Origin of the sequence: Streptomyces sp. NEAU-YJ-81, from assembly GCF_017592595.1 — a bacterium.
Taxonomy (GTDB): domain Bacteria; phylum Actinomycetota; class Actinomycetes; order Streptomycetales; family Streptomycetaceae; genus Streptomyces; species Streptomyces hygroscopicus_B.
The window spans coordinates 137,644-156,320 of record NZ_JAGFNO010000023.1 but is presented as its reverse complement, the minus strand read 5'-3'; the positions used below and the strand labels follow the sequence as shown (position 1 = coordinate 156,320).

At 70.8% G+C, this 18,677-nt stretch carries 14 protein-coding genes and 1 pseudogene; 9 read left to right on the top strand and 6 right to left on the bottom strand.

All coding sequences use genetic code 11. The annotated features are described in order from the left end of the window. Position 1: 1 nt before the first annotated feature. From J5X86_RS35765 to J5X86_RS35755, 3 genes are read right to left on the bottom strand one after another with little or no spacing between them, the layout of a single operon-like run. A complete protein-coding gene (locus J5X86_RS35765) occupies positions 2-973 on the bottom strand; it encodes a carbohydrate ABC transporter permease (protein WP_208520825.1) in 972 nt (323 codons plus the stop codon). Further along, entirely contained in the window at positions 970-2,253 is a 1,284-nt protein-coding gene (locus J5X86_RS35760; RefSeq protein ID WP_208520869.1) for an extracellular solute-binding protein, read from the bottom strand. Before J5X86_RS35760 ends, J5X86_RS35765 begins: the two co-directional genes overlap by 4 nt. A 35-nt stretch (positions 2,254-2,288) precedes the next feature. Continuing rightward, the gene (locus J5X86_RS35755) at positions 2,289-3,341 is read right to left on the bottom strand and encodes a PfkB family carbohydrate kinase (RefSeq protein WP_208520824.1); all 1,053 of its coding nucleotides are present in this window, start codon (positions 3,339-3,341) and stop codon (positions 2,289-2,291) included. A gap of 135 nt (positions 3,342-3,476) precedes the next feature. On the opposite strand from J5X86_RS35755, the gene J5X86_RS35750 reads away from it, so the two are divergent. The 4 genes from J5X86_RS35750 to J5X86_RS35735 are packed head-to-tail and all read left to right on the top strand — an operon-like array spanning position 3,477 to position 10,009. Continuing rightward, the gene (locus J5X86_RS35750; RefSeq protein WP_208520823.1) at positions 3,477-4,226 is read left to right on the top strand and encodes a DeoR/GlpR family DNA-binding transcription regulator; all 750 of its coding nucleotides are present in this window, start codon (positions 3,477-3,479) and stop codon (positions 4,224-4,226) included. Continuing rightward, positions 4,223-5,596: a 6-phospho-beta-glucosidase gene (locus J5X86_RS35745; protein WP_078646378.1), complete on the top strand. Its 1,374-nt coding sequence runs from the start codon at positions 4,223-4,225 to the stop codon at positions 5,594-5,596. The genes J5X86_RS35750 and J5X86_RS35745 overlap by 4 nt, the downstream gene beginning before the upstream one ends. An 11-nt stretch (positions 5,597-5,607) precedes the next feature. Beyond that, positions 5,608-8,736, top strand: a complete 3,129-nt coding sequence (locus J5X86_RS35740; protein ID WP_208520822.1) for a glycoside hydrolase family 38 C-terminal domain-containing protein — start codon at positions 5,608-5,610, stop codon at positions 8,734-8,736. A gap of 4 nt (positions 8,737-8,740) precedes the next feature. Then, positions 8,741-10,009 carry an alpha-L-fucosidase gene (locus J5X86_RS35735; RefSeq protein ID WP_208520821.1) on the top strand — a complete coding sequence of 423 codons (1,269 nt, stop codon included), beginning with the start codon at positions 8,741-8,743 and terminating at the stop codon, positions 10,007-10,009. A 12-nt stretch (positions 10,010-10,021) separates the two neighbouring features. Here the strand turns inward: J5X86_RS35735 and J5X86_RS35730 are convergent. Then, a pseudogene (locus tag J5X86_RS35730) lies at positions 10,022-10,318 on the bottom strand (zinc-binding dehydrogenase); the annotation flags it as partial. 40 nt (positions 10,319-10,358) lie between these two features. On the opposite strand from J5X86_RS35730, the gene J5X86_RS35725 reads away from it, so the two are divergent. From J5X86_RS35725 to J5X86_RS35710, 4 genes are all read left to right on the top strand, one after another. Further along, a complete protein-coding gene (locus J5X86_RS35725; RefSeq protein WP_208520820.1) occupies positions 10,359-10,661 on the top strand; it encodes a hypothetical protein in 303 nt (100 codons plus the stop codon). A 246-nt stretch (positions 10,662-10,907) separates the two neighbouring features. Beyond that, positions 10,908-11,936 (top strand): phosphotransferase family protein, encoded by a 1,029-nt coding sequence (locus J5X86_RS35720; protein WP_208520819.1) that lies wholly within the window; start codon positions 10,908-10,910, stop codon positions 11,934-11,936. A gap of 303 nt (positions 11,937-12,239) precedes the next feature. Next, the gene (locus J5X86_RS35715) at positions 12,240-14,123 is read left to right on the top strand and encodes an ATP-binding cassette domain-containing protein (RefSeq protein ID WP_208520868.1); all 1,884 of its coding nucleotides are present in this window, start codon (positions 12,240-12,242) and stop codon (positions 14,121-14,123) included. Positions 14,124-14,327: 204 nt separating this feature from the next. Next, positions 14,328-14,924, top strand: coding sequence for a hypothetical protein (locus tag J5X86_RS35710; protein WP_208520818.1), 597 nt, complete (start codon positions 14,328-14,330; stop codon positions 14,922-14,924). Positions 14,925-14,981: 57 nt separating this feature from the next. Here J5X86_RS35710 and J5X86_RS35705 read toward each other — a convergent pair whose 3' ends face one another. Next, positions 14,982-15,950 carry a zinc-binding dehydrogenase gene (locus tag J5X86_RS35705; protein ID WP_208520817.1) on the bottom strand — a complete coding sequence of 323 codons (969 nt, stop codon included), beginning with the start codon at positions 15,948-15,950 and terminating at the stop codon, positions 14,982-14,984. 42 nt (positions 15,951-15,992) lie between these two features. Then, positions 15,993-17,210 carry an abortive phage infection protein gene (locus tag J5X86_RS35700; RefSeq protein WP_243982340.1) on the bottom strand — a complete coding sequence of 406 codons (1,218 nt, stop codon included), beginning with the start codon at positions 17,208-17,210 and terminating at the stop codon, positions 15,993-15,995. 256 nt (positions 17,211-17,466) lie between these two features. Between J5X86_RS35700 and J5X86_RS35695 the strand changes: the two genes are divergently transcribed. Continuing rightward, entirely contained in the window at positions 17,467-18,675 is a 1,209-nt protein-coding gene (locus J5X86_RS35695) for a sensor histidine kinase (RefSeq protein ID WP_208520816.1), read from the top strand. Positions 18,676-18,677: the final 2 nt, after the last annotated feature.

Below are 18,677 nucleotides of genomic sequence, written 5' to 3'. Positions count from 1 at the left end.
TCTACTTTTTCCCGCGCTGTACCAGGCGCCAGTTGACGATCGAGAAGATGGCGACGACCAGGAAGATGCCCCAGGCGATGGCCGCGCCGTAGCCGAAGTCGTTGTTGTCGAAGCTCTGCTGGAAGAAATAGAGGACCATCGTCTGGCCGGAGTTGCCGGGGCCGCCCGCGAAGGTGGAGGTGTTGTTGGTGTTGGCCAGCAGCACCTGCGGCTCGGTGAAGCTCTGGAGTCCGGTGACGGTCGAGACGACCAGCGCGAAGAGGATGATCGGCCGCATCATAGGGACGGTGATCCGGAAGAAGGTCTGCACGGGCCCGGCGCCGTCGACGCGGGCGGCCTCGTAGAGCTCGCTCGGAATGGTCTGGAGCCCGGCGAGGAAGATCAGCGCGTTGTAGCCGGTCCACTGCCAGGTCATCAGCACGGCAATGGAGATCTTGATGCCCCAGTCCGTGTTCAGCCAGGCCACTTGATCGAGTCCGAGTCCCTGCAACACGGCGTTCGCGAGGCCGAAGTTGGTGGAGAAGATCGAGGTGAAGATGATCGCCACGGCGACGACCGAGGTGACGTTCGGAAGGAAGTACGCGAAGCGGTAGAAGTTCTTGAACCGCACCGCGGAGTTGAGCATCACCGCGGTCACCAGCGCGATGAACAGCATCGGCAAGGTGGCGATCGCCCAGATGATCAGAGTATTGGTGAGGGAGTTCCAGAACTGTGAATCGCTGAGGAGATAGCGGTACTGCGACAGGCCCGCGTACTCCATCGAGCCGAGGCCGTCCCACCGGTGGAAGGACAGATAGAGCGAGAAGCCCACCGGGATCAGGCCGAAGCACAGGAAGAGCAGATAGAAGGGCGAGATCGCCAGATACAGCCGCCAGTACCCGAGCACGGAGCGGGGCTTCGGGCGCGCGGCGGCGGATCTGACACCGTCGTCGGCGGGCGCGCCGAGCGTGGGGGCGGCACCTACTCCGGTCATGTCAGCACTCCCAGGTGGTCCGCTATGCGCCGGCACTTGGCCATGGCGTCCTTCCACGCCCGGCGGGGATCCTTGCCCAGGGCGTTCACATTGCGCAGTTCGTCGGAGACCGCTTGGTCCAGGGGGTAGTCGTACGGGCTGTGGTAGGCGATCGGAATCTTCTCGGCCGTGGGGCCGAAGACATCGATGGTGGCCTGGCCGCCGAAGAACGGGTCCGGGGCGCGCATCGCCTTGTGCTGGTACGAGGCGGGGGTGGACGGGAAGAGCGTGGCGTCGGTGAAACCGCGGGTCTGGTTGTCCGCGTTCAGCAGCCAGGTGACGATCTCGAAGGCCAGCTCGGGCTTCCGGCAGGACTTGGTGATCGCCAGGAAGGAGCCGCCGTTGTTGGCCGGGCCGCCGGGCAGGGCGGCCACCCGCCACTTCCCCTTGGTCTTGGGCACGTTCAGCTTGAGGTCGCCGGCCACCCAGGAGGCGCCGATCTGGCTGGGCAGCAGGCCGTTCTCGATGGCCGCGTTGGCGTCCGGGGTGCCGGACTGGTACCGGGAGCACAGGCCGCGCTCGTACGCGTCGATCGCCATGTTCCAGGCCCGCCGCACATGCTCGTGGTCGCCGATGAAGCGCCGTTCCTTGTCGACGTACCGCAGGGTGCCCTGCGCGATCATGTACTGGTAGATCGTGAGCGCGTCGATGACCATATGCGCGCCGCGGACCTTCTTCTTCAGCCGCTCACCGGCCGCCAGGTACTTCTCCCAGGTGTCCATCTCCTTGCCGACGTCCGCCGGATCGGTCGGCAGCCCCGCCCGGTCGAACACCTCGGGCATGAAGTAGTGGGCGACCGGGCCGGTGTCGATGGGAAAGCCGATCATGCTCCCGTCGGGAGCGATGCCCTCGGCCCACTTCCAGGGCAGGTACTGGTCCTTCAGCTTCTCCGCGCCGAGCGTGCGCAGATCGATGAACTGCTCCGCGTTGGGAAGGTACGAGGCCATGTCCTCGCCCTTGAGACCGGTGATGTCGGGTATGTAGGCACGCCCGGTCATCGTGGTCAGCAGCTTGGATTTGAAGTAGCCGCCGATCTGGGCGGGTTTGAGCGAGACATCGGTGAAGCGCTTTTTGGCGTCCGCCACGACCTTGTCGCTCAGCCCGCCGGTCCAGTACCAGAGGGTCATGTTCCGGCCGGTCGATCCGTTCGGTACCGAGCAGCCTGCCGTGGTGCCGCCGAGCGCCGCGGTCGCCGTGGTGGCGAGGCCCGCGTACAGCAGTGCTCTTCGCGAGAGGTGCACCGCTCCCACCGCCTTTCGGGTAGTACGCACTGCGATTACAGGGTGTGGGGGGTGACGGGTGTGGTGTGCGGGGCGGGGCCGGGGTCCTCGGGGATGCGGTCCGCCAGGAATCCGTAGGTGCGCCGCAGCGCGGGGTCGCGGCTGCCGGTGGTCCGCCACCACTGGTCGACGCCGTGCCAGCCCGGTGCGGCGAGCGCGCCGCCGTGCCGCGTGACGGACAGGCCCGCGGCCAGTCCCGCGAAGCGCAGCCGGTCGGCGAGCGGCCAGCCGGCGAGGGTCGCGGCGGTGAAGCTCGCGCCGAAGACGTCCCCGGCTCCCGTCGCGTCCACGACATCGATGTCGAGCGCGGCGACCTCGGCGGCCTCGCCCGTCGTCTGGTCGACGGCGAGGGCGCCGTGCGGGCCGCGCGTGACGACGGCGACCGGCACGATATCGGCGAGCTTGCCGAGTGCGGCCCGCGCGCTGTCGGTGCGTGTGTAGCCCATCGCCTCGCCCTCGTTGGGCAGGAAGGCGTGGCAGCGGGAGAGCTGGTCGAGCAGCTCGCCGGACCAGGCCCCCGTGGGGTCCCAGCCGACATCCGCGAAGATCTTGGTGCCCGCGGCGGCGGCCTTCGCGATCCACGTCTGGGGCTCGGTGCCGAGGTGCGCGATGGCCGCCCGTGCCCCCGGGGCGCTCGCCATCAACTCGTCCTGCGGATACGGGGGTTCCTCGCCGTGCGTGATCAGTGCGCGGTCGTCTCCCTGCGCGAGCGAGACGGTCACGGGCGTGTTCCAGCCGGGTGCCGTGCGCGAGAGCGCGAGGTCGACGCCCTCCTGCCGGGCGAGGATGTCGCGGCAGTACGCCCCGTAGAAGTCGTCCCCGAAGACGGTGGCCAGCGAGGTGGCGAGGCCGAAGCGGGCAGCGGCCACCGCGAGGTTGGCGATGCCGCCGGGGCCGCAGCCCATGCCCTTGGTCCAGATCTCCTCACCTGGTGCCGGCGGGCGGCCGAGACCGGTCATCACGAGGTCGTAGAAGAGCAGACCGGTCACCAGGACATCGGGTCCCGCAGCGTCGGGAGCCCGTTCCCCGGGCGGGGGAGGTTCGGCCACGAGCTCCTCCTCTCGTCAAAAGTGTGCAGAAGTGCAGCGCATTGCAGAGGATCGTGCGGGCTCTGCGCAAAAATGGCAAGAGGGGTGCACGCAGATGCATAGAAATGATTGAGATTGACGAGTAGGCTGCTCGCCGTGCTGGCTGAACGACGACATCAGATGATCCTCCGCGCCCTGCGGTCCGGGGGCCCGGCGGCCGTGACCGACCTATCCGAACAGCTCGGCGTCTCCGCCGCGACCGTCCGGCGCGACCTGCTGAAGCTGGAGGAGGAGGGACTGCTCACCCGCGTCCACGGCGGCGCGGTCGCAGAGGAGGGCGACCAGCCCTTCGCGGAGGTCGCCGGGGTGCGCGTGGCCGAGAAGGACGCCCTGGCGGTGGCGGCCGCGGACATGATCGAGGACGGACAGTCCGTGCTGCTGGACATCGGCACCACCGCCTACCGGCTCGCCCGGCAACTGCACGGCCGACGGCTGACCGTGATCACCAGCAATCTGGTGGTGTTCGAGGAGCTGGCCGACGACACCGCCGTGGAGCTGGTGCTGCTCGGCGGAGTGCTCCGGCGCGAATACCGCTCCCTGGTCGGATTCCTCACCGAGGACAACCTCCGCCAGCTCCACGCCGACTGGCTCTTCCTGGGGACCAGCGGCGTCCGTCCCAGCGGGCAGATCATGGACACCACGGTCATCGAGGTCCCGGTGAAACGGGCGATGATAGCGGCCAGTGACCAGGTGGTGCTCCTCGCCGACGCGGGCAAGTTCCCCGGCACCGGCATGACCAAGGTCTGCGGCCCCGAGGATCTCGACGCAGTAGTGACCAACGCCCCCTCGGACTCGGCCACGTGCTCGGTGTTCGAGCAGGCAGGAGTAAAGGTGGTGCGGGTGTGAAGCTGACCATTCTCGGCGGCGGCGGGTTCCGGGTGCCGCTCGTGTACGGAGCGCTGCTCGCCGACCGCTCCCCGGGCCGCGTCACCCATGTCACCCTCCACGACCTGGACGCCGCCCGGCTGGGCGCCGTCGCCCGGGTCCTGGCCGAACAGGCCGCGGCCGGCCCGGGAGGCACCGCCCGGCCGGAGGCCGGGGGAGCGCCCACGGTCTCCCACACCACCGACCTCGACGAGGCGCTGCGCGGCGCCGACTTCGTCTTCTCCGCGATCCGCGTCGGCGGCCTCGAAGGCCGCGCCGCCGACGAGCGCGTCGCCCTGGACCACGGTGTCCTCGGCCAGGAGACGGTGGGCGCGGGCGGCATCGCCTACGGGCTGCGCACCGTCCCCGTCGCCGTCGACATCGCCCGGCGGGTCGCCCGGCTGGCCCCCGACGCCTGGGTCATCAACTTCACCAACCCCGCGGGCCTGGTCACCGAGGCCATGTCCCGCCACCTCGGCGACCGGGTCATCGGCATCTGCGACTCGCCGGTGGGCCTCGGCCGCCGCGTCGCCCGCGCGCTCGGCGCCGACCCGGACCGCGCCTGGATCGACTACGTCGGCTTGAACCACCTCGGCTGGCTGCGCGGCCTGCGCGTCGCCGGGCGCGACGAACTCCCGCGTCTGCTCGCCGACCCCGAGGCTCTCGGCTCGTTCGAGGAGGGCAAGCTCTTCGGCCCCGAGTGGCTCGCCTCCCTCGGCGCGATCCCCAACGAGTACCTGCACTACTACTACTTCAACCGGGAAGCGGTACGCGCCTACCGCGAGGCCGAGCAGACCCGCGGCGCCTTCCTCCGCGACCAGCAGGCGCGGTTCTACGAGGTGATGGAGCAGGGCCACGCCCCCGCGCTCGCGACCTGGGACCGCACCCGCGCCGAGCGCGAGGCCACCTACATGGCGGCCAACCGCGAGGCGGCGGGCGCCGGCGAGCGCGACGAGTCGGACCTGGAGTCCGGCGGCTACGAACAGGTCGCCCTCGCCCTCATGCGCGCCATCGCCCGCGACGAGCGCACCACCCTCATCCTCAACGTCCGCAACCGCACCACGCTGGGCGCGCTCGACGAGGACGCCGTCATCGAGGTCCCCTGCCTGGTGGACGCGAGCGGCGCGCACCCCGTCTCCGTCGACCCGCTGCCCGGCCACGCCACCGGCCTGGTGTGCGCCGTCAAGGCCGTCGAGCGCGAGGTCATGAACGCCGCCGACAGCGGCTCGCGCGCCACCGCAGCCAAGGCGTTCGCCCTCCACCCCCTCGTCGACTCGGTCGCCGTCGCCCACCGCCTCGTCGACGGCTACACCACGGCACACCCCGGCCTCGCCTACCTGAACCGCCCGTAGGAGCCCTCGCCATGCATGACGAACGCCGCCGCATCGAGGACCGCGTCCAGCGCGTCCTCACCCAGCGCATCCAGCCCGCCGCCCACTCGGCCTCCGTGCCCTTCACGATCGAGGCATGGCAGGCGCCCGACGAACCGGTGCCCTTCGCCGAGGCGGCAGGCGCGCCGTACGAGCCCTTCACCACCGGGACCCCATGGGGCCCGCCCTGGGGCACCACCTGGTTCAGGGTGCACGGCGAGGTCCCCGCCGCGTGGGCGGGCAAGCGCGTCGAGGCCGTCTTCGACCTCGGCTTCGTCGGCGACTGGCCGGGCAACCAGGCCGAGGCACTGGTCCACACCCCCGACGGCGCCCCGCTCAAGGCGGTCAACCCGCAGAACCAGTACGTGCCGGTGGCGCACCCCGCCGAGGGCGGCGAGCACATCTCGTACCTCATCGAGGCCGCCTCCAACCCCGACATCCTCGCGAACGACTTCAGCCGCCCCACCCCGCTCGGCGACAAGCTCACCGCGGGCCGCGCCCCCCTCTACACCTTCGGCCGCGCCGACCTGGCCGTACTGGACGAACAGGTATGGCACCTGGGCCTGGACCTCACCGTGCTGCGCGAGCTGATGCTGGAGCTGAGCGAGCACGACCCCCGCCGCCACGAGATCGCCCACGCCCTCGACCGCGCCCTGGACCGGCTGGACCTGGACGACATCTCCGGCACCGCCACCGACGTACGCGACGCCCTGCGCGGTGTCCTGGAGCGCCCCGCGAACGCCAGCGCCCACACCCTCTCGGCCGTCGGCCACGCGCATATCGACTCCGCCTGGCTGTGGCCCATACGCGAGACCAAGCGCAAGACGTCGCGCACCTTCTCCAACGTCACGGCGCTCGCCAAGGAGTACCCGGAGTTCATCTTCGCCTGCTCGCAGGCGCAGCAGTACGCCTGGGTCAAGGAGCACTACCCCCAGGTCTGGGACCGCATCCACGAGGCCGTGCGCAACGGGCAGTGGGCGCCGGTCGGCGGCATGTGGGTGGAGGCCGACGGCAACCTGCCCGGCGGCGAGGCCCTGGCCCGCCAGCTCATCCACGGCAAGCGCTTCTTCCTGGACGAGTTCGGCATCGAGACCAAGGGCGTGTGGCTGCCCGACTCCTTCGGCTACAACGCGTGCTTCCCGCAACTGGCCAGGCTGGCGGGGAACGAGTGGTTCCTGACCCAGAAGCTCTCCTGGAACCAGACCAACAAGCTGCCCCACCACACCTTCTGGTGGGAAGGCATCGACGGCTCCCGGGTCTTCACCCACTTCCCGCCGGTGGACACCTACAACGCCGAGTTCTCCGGCCAGGAGATGGCCCACGCCGTACGCAACTACCAGGACAAGGGGCGCGGCACCCGCTCCCTGGCACCCTTCGGGCACGGCGACGGGGGCGGCGGGCCCACCCGCGAGATGATGGAGCGGGCGCGCCGGCTGGCCAACCTGGAGGGCTCCGCGAAGGTCGTCATCGAGCACCCCGACGACTTCTTCGCCGCCGCCCGGGCCGAATACCCCGACGCCCCGGTGTGGACCGGCGAGCTCTATCTGGAGCTGCACCGCGCCACCTACACCTCGCAGGCCCGCACCAAGCAGGGCAACCGGCGCAGCGAGCACCTGCTGCGCGAGGCGGAGCTGTGGTCGACGGCCGCCGCGCTGCACGCCGACCGCCCCTACCCGTACGAGCGTCTCGACCGGCTGTGGAAGACGGTGCTGCTCCACCAGTTCCACGACATCCTGCCGGGCTCGTCGATCGCCTGGGTGCACCGCGAGGCGGAGGCGGAGTACGCGCGGGTGGCGGCGGAGCTGACCGAACTCACGGCCCAGGCGGTGGCGGCACTGGGCGGTGCCGCCGCGCCCGGATCCGGTGCGCGGGTGTTCAACACGAGCCCCCGCCCGCGCGCCGAGGTCGTCGCCGTCCCCGCGGGCACGGCCGAAGGCCAGCCGCTGGCGGACGGCACCGTCGCCGTCTACACGCGGGTGCCGGCGTCCGGCGCCGCCCCGCTGACCGCGGCCCAGACCCCGGAGCCCGTCACCGTCACCGGCGGCCGCGTCCTGGACAACGGCCTGGTCAGGGTCGAGTTCGCCGAGGACGGCACGCTCGCCTCCGTACGGGACCTGGTGGCCGGCCGCGAGGTCCTGGCCCCGGGCGCCGCGGGCAACCTCCTGCGACTCCACAGCGACCTGCCCAACTACTGGGACGCCTGGGACATCGACAAGCACTACCGGCAGCGCTGGACCGATCTGCTCGACGCCGACGCGGTCACCGTCGCCGAGGAGGGCCCGCTGCTCGGCGCCCTGCGCGTGGAGCGCGCCTTCGGCAAGGACCGCCGCTCGCGCATCGTCCAGACCATCACCGTCCGCGCGGGCAGCCGCCGTATCGACTTCGCGACCGAGATCGACTGGCACGAGGCCGAGAAGATCCTCAAGGCCGCCTTCCCCATCGACATCCACGCGGACCGGTCGACCGCCGAGATCCAGTTCGGCCATGTCCACCGCCCGACCCACACCAACACCAGCTGGGAGGCGGCCCGCTTCGAGGTGTACGGCCACCGCTGGGTGCATGTCGCCGAGCCGGGCTACGGCGTGGCGGTCCTCAACGACTCGACCTACGGGCACGACGTGGCCCGCACCACCCACGAGAGGGGCGAGGGCACCGGCGGTACGACGACCACCGTCCGGCTCAGCCTGGTGCGCGCCCCGCGGGTGCCCGACCCCGAGGCCGACCAGGGCATCCACCGCTTCACCTACGCCCTCCTGCCCGGCGCGACCATCGAGGACGCGATCGCCGAGGGCTACGCGCTCAACCTTCCGCTGCGCGTCGCCGACTCCGGCGCGGCCGTGGCGCCGCTGGTCACCACGGACGGCCCGGCCGCCGTCGTCGAGGCGGTCAAGCTCGCCGACGACCGTTCGGGCGATGTCGTGGTGCGGCTCTACGAATCGCTCGGCGGCCGTACCCGCACCACCCTCCGCCCCGGCTTCTCCCACACCGGCGCCACCGTCACCGACCTGCTGGAACGCCCGCTCACCGAGGTCCAGGACGCGCCGAGGACCGATGCGGACGGCAACGTCACGGTGAGTCTGCGCCCGTTCCAGATCCTGACCCTGCGGCTGAAGCGGAGCTGACGCCATGGCCATGCGACCGTGGTTCCCCGACGCGAAGTTCGGGATCTTCATCCACTGGGGCATCTACGCCGTGGACGGCGTGCAGGAATCCTGGTCCTTCTTCGAGGGCGACGTCCCGCACGAGACGTACATGGCGCAGCTCGACGGGTTCACCGCGGCGCGGTACGACCCCCGCGCATGGGCCGCCCTCTTCGCCCGCGCCGGAGCCCGCTACGCCGTGCTGACCAGCCGCCATCACGACGGCGTCGCCCTGTGGGACACCGCCCTCGGCGATCTGAACGTGGTCCGGCACACCCCGGCCGGCCGCGACCTCATCGCCCCGTATGCCAAAGCCCTGCGCGAACAGGGCCTGAAGGTCGGCCTCTACTACTCGCACAGCGACTGGAACCACCCCGACTACGCCTCCACCCGCTACGAGGGACGGCCGCCCGAGCAGGAGAACAACCCGTACGCCGAGGTCCCGAAGGAAGAGGAGGACCTCGACGCCTGGGCGCGCTACCTCGCCTACCGCGACGGCCAGGTGAACGAGCTCACCACCCGTTTCCGCCCCGACCTCCTGTGGTTCGACGGCGAGTGGGAGCGCACCGAGGAGCAGTGGGGGATCCGCGAGCTGGCCCGGCTCATCCGCGCCGAGGTCCCGGATTGCGTGCTGAACGCGCGCATGCTGAGCGAGGGCGACTACGCCACCCCCGAGCAGGGCGTGCCGATCGAGCCGCCCCCCGGGCCCTGGGAGCTGTGCCTGACCTTCAACGACTCATGGGGCTTCCAGCACCACGACCACAACTACAAGACGACGACCCAGCTGATCCGCTACTTCACCGAGACCATCGGCGCGGGCGGCAATCTGCTGCTCTCCGTGGGCCCGAAGGAGGACGGTACGATCCCGGACGAGCAGGTCGAGCGCCTCGAAGGAATGGGCGCCTGGATCGGCCGCCACGCGGACGCGGTGTACGGCACCGCCGCGGGCCTGCCCGCCGGGCACCACTACGGCCCCAGCACCCTCGCGGCCGACCGCCGCACCCTCTATCTGACGGTCTTCGACATCCCGCGCTCGCCCATCGGCGTACGGGGCCTTAAGACCCCCGTACGCCGGGTGACCGTCCTCGGCACCGGCACCGAGCTCGGCCACCAGGTGATCGGAGGCCTTCACGAAGTCCCCGGCGTGCTGTGGATCGACCCGCCCGAGGCCGCCGACCTCGACGACCACGCCACGGTCCTCGCCGTCGAGCTCGACTCCGAGCTGGAGCTGTACCGGGGGCACGGCAGGTCCTGAAGGGGAGGTACGTCAGCCGACGGTGATGACGATCTTGCCCGGGGTTCCACCGGCGGCCAGGGCACGCTGCGCCTCAGCCGCGTGTTCCAGCGGGTAGGTGGCGCCGATCCGGATGTGGAGCTTTCCGGCCTCGGCGAGCTCCACCAGCGCCGTGAGGTCCGCGCGGTCCATGCGGCAGAAGACCGGAGTGACGCCCGGTGCACCGATGTCGGCGATGGACGCCACGCGTGCGCCGGGTGCCGCGGCGTGTGCTGTCGCCGTGAGCAGGCCGCCGCCGACGGTGTCCAGGACCGCGTCCACGCCATCGGGTGCGAGTTCGCGGACGTGTTCGGCGGCACCGTGGCCGTAGGTGACCGGTTCGGCCCCGAGCGTGCGCCGTCAGAACCCTGCCTACCAGGAGCAGTGCCCGCCGATGGGGCTTGACGAGATTCTCGACCGGGTGACGGTGGGGCGTCTCATCACCGTCGTGGGATCCGCGGCCGGCGAGCGCCTGACGCGAGAGGTGTGCGCTGTCCCCGTGACGGACCTGCCCGTTACGACGCTGGCCCTGGGCTGGCTGGAGCACACAGCCCGGCCGGAGATCACCGCCTTCGTCCGGGCCGCGCAGCGCATCGCGGTGGATCATGCGCGGTTCCTCGTCGGGGCGGCCTGACCCGACCGGAGGCGGCTCCTACGTGGCGCTCGAAGGCCCCACGGCGAGGTCGCCACGCGCGCTTCCGCGCTGTCGCCGGTAGTTCCCGGGAGTCATTCCGCTGGGCCGGCCCTCGCTTCCGAGGAAGTGGCCGAGGTCGTCGCGTTCCTCGTCTCGGGGCGCCTGCTCCACACGGCGCTTGACGCAGGACGGCCCGTTGCCCGCCGTAGCCACACGCTTGTTTCGGCCGCGTGGAAGGATCAGCCCATGCGGTCACGACTGGCGTTCGGGGACGAGTTACGGGCCGAGCTGGGATCACCCAGGAGCTCTCGCAGGCTGGGCAGCAGCCCGCGCTCGCGGGTGTGGCGCGTTGAGTTGCCGGGGACATCGGCGGTGGTGAAGCAGATCGTCGACGGCCCCGATGCCGACGAGCGATACGCCCGCGAGGTGGCCGCCCTGCGGCTCGCCGCCCGAGCCGAAACGCCCATCGTGCCCGCGCTGCTTGCCACCGATTCCGGCGAGCGGGTGCTGGTGCTGGAGCATCTGGATCACCGACGCCCGGCCGGCGACTGGATCGTCGGCTACGCGGCCGCTCTGGCGCGGCTGCACGCCACCGCCCGTCCGGAGGATTCCGGGAAACTTCCGCGATGGCAAGGCCCGAACCGGGCCGACATCGACTCCTTCCTCGGGCTGGCCGTGGCGCTCCAGGTTCCTGTTACCCCCGGTGTTTCCGATGAACTCGATGACCTCGTGAACCGACTCGACCAGGCACCCGGCCATGCCCTGCTCCACGGGGATCCCTGTCCCGGGAATGACCTCCACACCGCCACGGGGATCAGATTCATCGACTTCGAGCAGGCGTCACTGGGCAGCGGTCTGATGGAGCTGGCCTATCTGCGTATCGGCTTCCCGACCTGCTGGTGTGTCACTTCGGCGTCCGAGTCGCTGCTGGAGCGGGCCGAGCGCGCCTACCGCACGGCGTGGCGCACCGCGACCGGTACCGAGACCCAGGACGGTCTTGCCGACGCGTGCGCCGGTTGGCTGCTCCGCGGCGACGCGCTGGTCGAGCGGGCACGCCGCGAAAGCGATGACCATCTGGCCCGGATTCCGCAACGGGACTGGAAGTGGGGCACGGCGACAGCCCGGCAACGGCTCGTCCACCGGCTCGGTGTCGTCAGCAAGTTGACCGCCGATCACACCTCTCTGAGCGGCGTGGGCCGCCTCACCACCGGCATGCGCCAACACATGCTCACTCGCTGGCCGGCACTTCAGCCGGTCCCGACAAAGCGACCGTAGAGCCCGGTCGGCGCCCCGGTCGGCGCCCCGGTCGGCGAGGTCGGGGCCGGGACTTCCCGGACCGGGCCCGGTGGAAGCGCCGAAACCTCGTACGTCCCATGCGTCTCGGAGATCGGCGTTTCGGCCAACCATCGGTACCGCACGGCGGCGCTGCCACGGCGACCGCACACTCGCCCCCTTGCGGCTCAAGGGCTCCAGCACGTCCGGAATCGAGCGCGTTCGATTCCCTCTCCGCGTCGTTATGCCGTGCACTGCCGAGCCATCCAGGCGCGGCACCAACCCCCAGGAGGGATGCAGGTGACGATGACCGACACCTCGACCGCACACGCGAAGACGCCACCTCCTCCACCCCCGGCCACCATCACCTTCGAAGGCCAGCACGGCAAGAATCCGCTGGCCGAGGCCAATTTCAGGGCGATGTGCCGGCGCCTGCCCGCCGTGCTCGGGCACACCGCGCGGATGGCCTGGGCCGTCGACAAACCCGGCGTCGTGCTCCTGCTCGTCTGCCAGTTCCTCACCGGCGCCGCGGCCGCCATCGTCCTCACCTTCACCGCGCAGGCCATGACCCACATCCTCGGCACCGGCACCGTGTCCGAACGCCTGCACGCCGCCCTGCCCGCCCTGATCGTCGTGACCGCCGCCGCGGGCCTTGGCCGAATCAGCGGCGCACTGTCCTCCTACGCCGACGGGCGCATCACCCCCCTGCTGATGACCGAGGCGGACGTCGCGCTCGTCTCCGCCGTATGCCGCGTCGAAGCCTCCGCGTACGGCGAGGACGGATTCGCCGACCGGCACGAGGCCGCCGAGGTCGGCGTCACCCGCACCCGGATGATGGTCCAGGACGCACAGCGGTTGATGGCCGCCCTGGTCCGCATGATCGCCGCGAGCGGCGTCATCACCGCGCTCCACTGGCTGATGCTCCCGCTGCTCCTGCTCGCCGTGCTCCCGGCCGGCGTCGGCGCCGTGCTGTCCGCGCGCGTCGACTACGAGACCCACTACCTCAACGTCGGCGACCGCAATGTGCGCTCCATGATGCGCTGGTGGGCCACCTACTCCCGCTACGGCGACGAGGTCCGCGCCAACGGGATGACCGGCTACCTCATCTATTGGTACCGCGCCCTGTCCGACCGCATCGACCAGCGCGTCCTCACCGCCGCACCCCGCATGCTGCGCATCACCCTGGCGACCAGCACCCTGGGCGGATTCTTCCTGCTGTGCACCTGGGCCACCCTCGCGTGGCTGGCCACCACCGGCCGGGTCGCGCTCCCGGTCGCGGCCACCGCGGTGGTCGCCGTCCAGACCACGCTGGCCGCCCTCTCGCAGTTCGTGATCCACGGCGCGGCGATGTTTCACACCTCCCTGTACCTCGCCGATATGCGGTCCTTCCTCGACATGGCCGACGAACGTGCCCCGAAACGAGGCGAGTTGACGATTCCGGAGCGCGTCGACGAGATCAGGCTCGACGAGGTGGTCTACCAGTACCCCGGCAAGGAGGAACCCGCCGTCGACGGCGTCTCGCTCACCCTGCGCCGCGGCGAGATCCTGGCCATCGTGGGGGAGAACGGCTCGGGGAAGTCCACCCTGGCCAAACTCATCACCGGCATCCTGCTCGCCGACAAGGGCCGCGTCCTGTGGGACGGCACCGACCTGGCCCAGGCGGACCCCGACGCGGTGTGGAAGCGCACCGCGCTGGTCCCGCAGAACTTCGCCTGCTGGCCCCTGCGCGCCCGCGAGAACATCACCCTGGGACAGCCGAAGACCTTCGACGACGAACCGGTGTGGCAAGCCGTCGACGCCGTCGGCATGCGGGAGGCGGTCGAGAAACTTCCCCGGCAGCTCGACACGCTCCTGGCACGTGAACTCTTCGGCGGGGCCGAGTTGTCCGGCGGCCAGTGGCAACGGCTCGTGTGCGGCCGCGCCCTGTACCGGCGGACACCGCTGCTCATCCTTGATGAACCCACCTCGCAGATGGACCCGCGAGGCGAGCACCAGATCTTCCTGGAGATCAAGCGCATTGCCGCCGAGCGCATGACCATCGTCGTCACGCACCAGCTCGAGAACACCCGCCTGGCCGACCGCATCCTGGTCATGCGCGAGGGGCGCGTGATCGAGCAGGGCGGATACGAGGAGCTGTCCGGCGCGGGGGGCCTGTTCGCCGAGCTCGTCGCCCTGGCCAAGGACCGATGAGGTGAGGAACCCCCGGCGCGCCGGCGTGTACGGCGCGCCGGGGGCCCATCGGAGGCAGGGCTGGCGAGATCCCCGGCAGAGCTGGTGGGCCTCCTCAAGCAGACCCGCCAACCGGGCGGGCTCCCGGTCCGGTCCGGCATGGCGTCAGGCACGAAGGTGCGATCTGCGCGAACACTGGTGAACCTCGGACGAGGAGGAGAGACCGTGGACGACCTCCACGCTCAGGAGGCCCGGAAGGCCACATCGGTCGGCAAAGGCGTCCATGGCGCCCCCGCCCAGTCAGGGGTCATTGGCATCGGGCTCGCCGCCGTGCTGACGTTCGCACTCGCGGAGGGCTCCTGGGAGTGGTTCGCGGCATACATCGGAGTGACGCTTCTCGCGGTGATCCTCACCTTCCATCGCCTGCCACCGTGGACGCCCGGCCTTCGCTCCACGTACGTATCGAATCTGGTCGCATACTCCCTGGTGGTGGGCCTGTGCGCCGCGATCGCGCTGGCCCCGGTGCTGCAGCGCTCGGCATGGCTCTTTCCGATGTCAGGCACCCGCAGCGGGTGTCAGCGGCTGGGCCAGTACGCGAGCCTGCGGACGGAGGCCTCGCTGGCGAACCTCGCCGGTCGCGACCGTGCCGCCCTGGCTTACGCGCGGGACAGCCAAAGCCATGAGGCCATCGCCGACTGCCTGGCATCCACCACGACCCGGTGGCTGCCGCTGTACGGACTCGGGGCGGCCGTGCTGGCGGGCCTGGGCGCATGGTCCTTCGGCCACGCCAGGGCGCGGAGGGAATCGGACCTGGCCACCTGACGCCCTCGTCGTCGGGACTGAGCAGGCGGGACAGCTCCCCCCCGCAACCGCACACTGTCAGGCCGGGTCAGCCCCCGGGCGGGTGACCAGGCGGCCCCGGACCTTGCCGTGGCGGAGTCGGTCCAGGCCCTCGTTGAGGTCGGCGAAGGGGATCTCTTCCACGATCGGGGTGATCCGGCCCTCCGCGATGAAGCCGAGGACCTGGCGGTATTCGTCCTTGCTGGCGCCGTAGGAGCCGCGGAGTTCCACGCTTTTGCGGACGAGGCTGCCGTTGGAGAAGGTCGTGGTCCTCGTGCCGAGCCCGACGACGACCACGCGGCCGAGGCGGCGTACGGCATCGATCGCGTCGGACGTGGTGGAGCCGACGCCCGCGAAGTCGACGATGGCGTCGGGTCGCAGGTCCGCCAGCGCGGTGACGTCGGTGAAGCACTCGCGGGCGCCCGCCGCGCGGGCTGCCTCGAAGGTGTCGGGGTTGATGTCCACGCCGTAGACCGTGGCCCCCGCGATCACTCCCGTACGGACGCCATTGAGGCCGAGGCCGCCCAGGCCGACGACAGCGATCACATCCCCCGGTTTGGCCCGAGCCTCGGTGCGGACCGCATGGTAGGCGGTGACGACCGAGTCCGTGGCGACGGCCGCATCGACCGTGGAGACGTTGTCGGGCAGGGGGACGAGGGTGGAGGCATGGGCCACCAGGCGTTCGGCGTAGCCGCCGTCGACGCCGATGCCCGGCGCGTAGGACGCCTTGACCTCCGGGTGCGCGATGATCGCGACGGCCACGCGGTCGCCTGTCGCATAGCCCTCCACCCCCTCGCCGAGGGCGGAGACGGTGCCCGCGACCTCGTGGCCGAGCGTGAAGGGCGGTCGGACGATGGGCTCGATCATGCCGTCGATCACATGGACGTCGGAGTGGCACAGTCCGGCGGCCTCGACGTCCACCACGACCCAGCCCGGGCCGGCTACCGGGTCCGCCAGTTCGGCACCCTGCAGCGGGGCGCCCTTCGCCACGTACCGGAAGGCCTTCATCGACTACTCCAAAGTTCAGCTGGGACGAACCGCCGCCGCAGCCTACCGCTGTGTCAGTTCCCTCTGATGGGCGGGCGGTTGGCCTTGGCCTGGGCGGAGATGCCATTGGTTGCGGGCATACGCGTCGGCCAGGGCTCCGAATGATTCCTTGGGTTCCCAGTGCCAGGGAGAATTCGGATCCGCCGGGCGGTCCCGGATCACTTTCACCAGGCTGTAGCCGGCCATGTCCAGGTCGAGTTGCTGCTCGCGGCGGTGTGGGGCGTCGGGCGTGAGGAAGGTATAGGCCATGGCCGCGTAGAGGTTCATCGACTCGAACACGCCGAGCACGTCGGTGAGGTATGCGGCCTGGGTGTGCTCGCTGCGCACCAGTCCCTTCTTCACCTGCGGTGGCGTCGTGGCGTAATCGACGACGTCCCAGGCCATGCCGCCCAGGCGCGGTGCACCCTCGAAGGTGCAGGAGCCGAACTCGGTGATCGCGAGCGGCTTGCCGTGACGCTGGTACGTGCGCAGCTCGCGGACGTGCCCGGAGCGGTTCGGATACCAGCCGTAGTAATCGATGCACACCAGGTCGAACAAGTCCCAGTCCACGTCCTCGTCCTGCGCGGCGCCATAGGACAGGGGGCCGTGGAAGACCGAGCGGCCGACGGCGGCGGCCCGTGCGGTGAAGCGGCGCAGTCGCTGGGCCGTTTTCACCGGGTCGTAGTTGCCCTTGACCAAGTTGTCGATCCGTTCGACCGCGGTGGCGCCGGGCACGATTCCGGGAACGAACAGCATGAACTCACAGCCGACGTTCAGGTGCACCCGCACGCCCTGCCTGCGCAGCCGTTCTGCGAACCGTCCGGTCTCCGCGAGGTGGTCGAGGATGTCGTGGGCAGGCACGTCCCCCAGCGTCGGCTCCAGCCAGACGTGCAGACCGTTCTCGGCCGCCTCGGCCGCGGTGCGCGTGAGGCGTTCGACGCCATCGCCGGTGACTTTCACCGTGTCGGCATGCAGCTCGCGGCGGATGGACCGCAGATCGGCCCGGGTACGAGCCGCGCTCCATCCCGTCGCCGGTGTCTCGCCCTGCCCCACTTCGTAGACGACTCCGCGATAGCGCACGCCGCCCACCCTTGAGTCCCCAGCCCGCCCCCGATCGGCCGTGGCATGCGGCCTGTCTCGCCACCCCGTCGCGGCCGCCTGCCCGGCGGGCAGTGCCGCGCCGACTGCGACGGCCCCCGCCAACCGCAGAAACCTCGCCCTGCTGACCTGGGTTGCACCCATCTCGTTCTCTCCCGTCTTCCGGATGGAAGCAGCCTGCAGGACCACCGGAGCGGGCACCATGCGCCGATGGTCTACCAGGAGACAGAACGAAAGACCGGCCGCCATCGCCGAAGGAACGAGCCTGACCTGCCCTTCCGGGCCAGGACCCGGGCGCCGAAGTGACAGGCGGCGCCACCCGCCTCTGCCACATGGCCAAGGCCAATCCGGCCGATGGGCCGATACTGCCGCCCTCCGTGGTCCGCATACCCTCACCCCTATGACCAACGGCCTCGACCCCGTCCTCCCGGCCGGGCGCACCTGGCGCGACTGGGCGGTGGACGCGGTGCTCTTCTGCGCGGCCGTCTTCCTCGGCATGGTCGTCCTCGGCGTGGTGAAGGAACAGGGCGAGCTGTCGGGCCGGGCGGCGGAACTGGACCCGCTGCTGGGGCTTGTGGCCTGCCTCGCGCTGTGGTGGCGGCGCCGTTTCCCGCTCGCCGTGGCCCTGATCGGGCTGCCCGCGGTGGCGCTGTCGACCAGCGCGCTGCCCGCGGGCGCGGTGATCGTCACCAACTTCACGCTTCGCCTCCGCTGGCGGCAGGCACTGCTGACGCTCGGTGCGTACGTGGTGTGCATGGTGCCCTCCGGCCTGCTGCTGTACGGGCGGGGGGCGGACCTGTTCGTCGATGCCGTGTTCTGCCTGGCCTACCTCCTGGCCACCTTCGCCTGGGGCCATGCCCTGCGTTCCCGGCGGCTGCTCCTCCAGCGGCTGCGGGTGGACGCCGAGCGGGCCCGGGCCGAACACGAGCGCCGGCTCGCCGACGTCCGCCGCGGCGAACGCCAGGCCATCGCACGTGAGATGCACGATGTGCTGGCGCACCGCATCTCCCTGCTCTCCGTGCACGCGGGCGCGCTGGCCTACCGCACCCGGCAGGCGCAAGTCGGTGCCGGACCCGCGCTCAACAGCGTCGAGGTCGCCGAGAGCGTCGAGGTGATCCGGGGGAACGCGCACGAGGCCGTGGAGGAACTGCAGGAGGTGCTGCACCTGCTGCGGGCGGAGGGCGGTGGCGAGCCGGTGTCGCTGCTGCCACGGATCGAGGACATCGGCTCTCTCGTCGCGGATGCCCGCGCCACGGGGCAGCCGGTGGACTTCCGCCCCGAGCTGACCGCCGACGCCGTCCACGAGCTGCGGTGGCAACTGCACCGCACCGTCTACCGCGTGGCCCAGGAGGGCCTGACCAACGCCCGCAAGCACGCGCCCGGCGCACCGGTCAGCGTGTGCCTGGCCGGTGGTCCGGGCCGCGGCCTCACCGTGGAGGTCCGCAATGAGCTGCCCGCCTCTCCCGGCGCCGACGAGGTGATCCCGGGCACCGGCGCCGGTCTGACCGGGCTCGCCGAACGCGTCCGTCTCGACGGCGGCACCCTCGACCACACGGCTGCCGACGGCACCTTCACCCTGTGCGCCCGGCTACCGTGGTCCGCGAGGTGACG

Coding starts and splice junctions, on each gene's coding strand:
- J5X86_RS35720 (WP_208520819.1), top strand. CDS start 10,908: ATGCGGTCACGACTGGCGTTCGGGGACGAGTTACGGGCCGAGCTGGGA.
- J5X86_RS35700 (WP_243982340.1), bottom strand. CDS start 17,210: ATGGGTGCAACCCAGGTCAGCAGGGCGAGGTTTCTGCGGTTGGCGGGG.
- J5X86_RS35735 (WP_208520821.1), top strand. CDS start 8,741: ATGGCCATGCGACCGTGGTTCCCCGACGCGAAGTTCGGGATCTTCATC.
- J5X86_RS35740 (WP_208520822.1), top strand. CDS start 5,608: ATGCATGACGAACGCCGCCGCATCGAGGACCGCGTCCAGCGCGTCCTC.
- J5X86_RS35715 (WP_208520868.1), top strand. CDS start 12,240: ATGACCGACACCTCGACCGCACACGCGAAGACGCCACCTCCTCCACCC.
- J5X86_RS35705 (WP_208520817.1), bottom strand. CDS start 15,950: ATGAAGGCCTTCCGGTACGTGGCGAAGGGCGCCCCGCTGCAGGGTGCC.
- J5X86_RS35765 (WP_208520825.1), bottom strand. CDS start 973: ATGACCGGAGTAGGTGCCGCCCCCACGCTCGGCGCGCCCGCCGACGAC.
- J5X86_RS35695 (WP_208520816.1), top strand. CDS start 17,467: ATGACCAACGGCCTCGACCCCGTCCTCCCGGCCGGGCGCACCTGGCGC.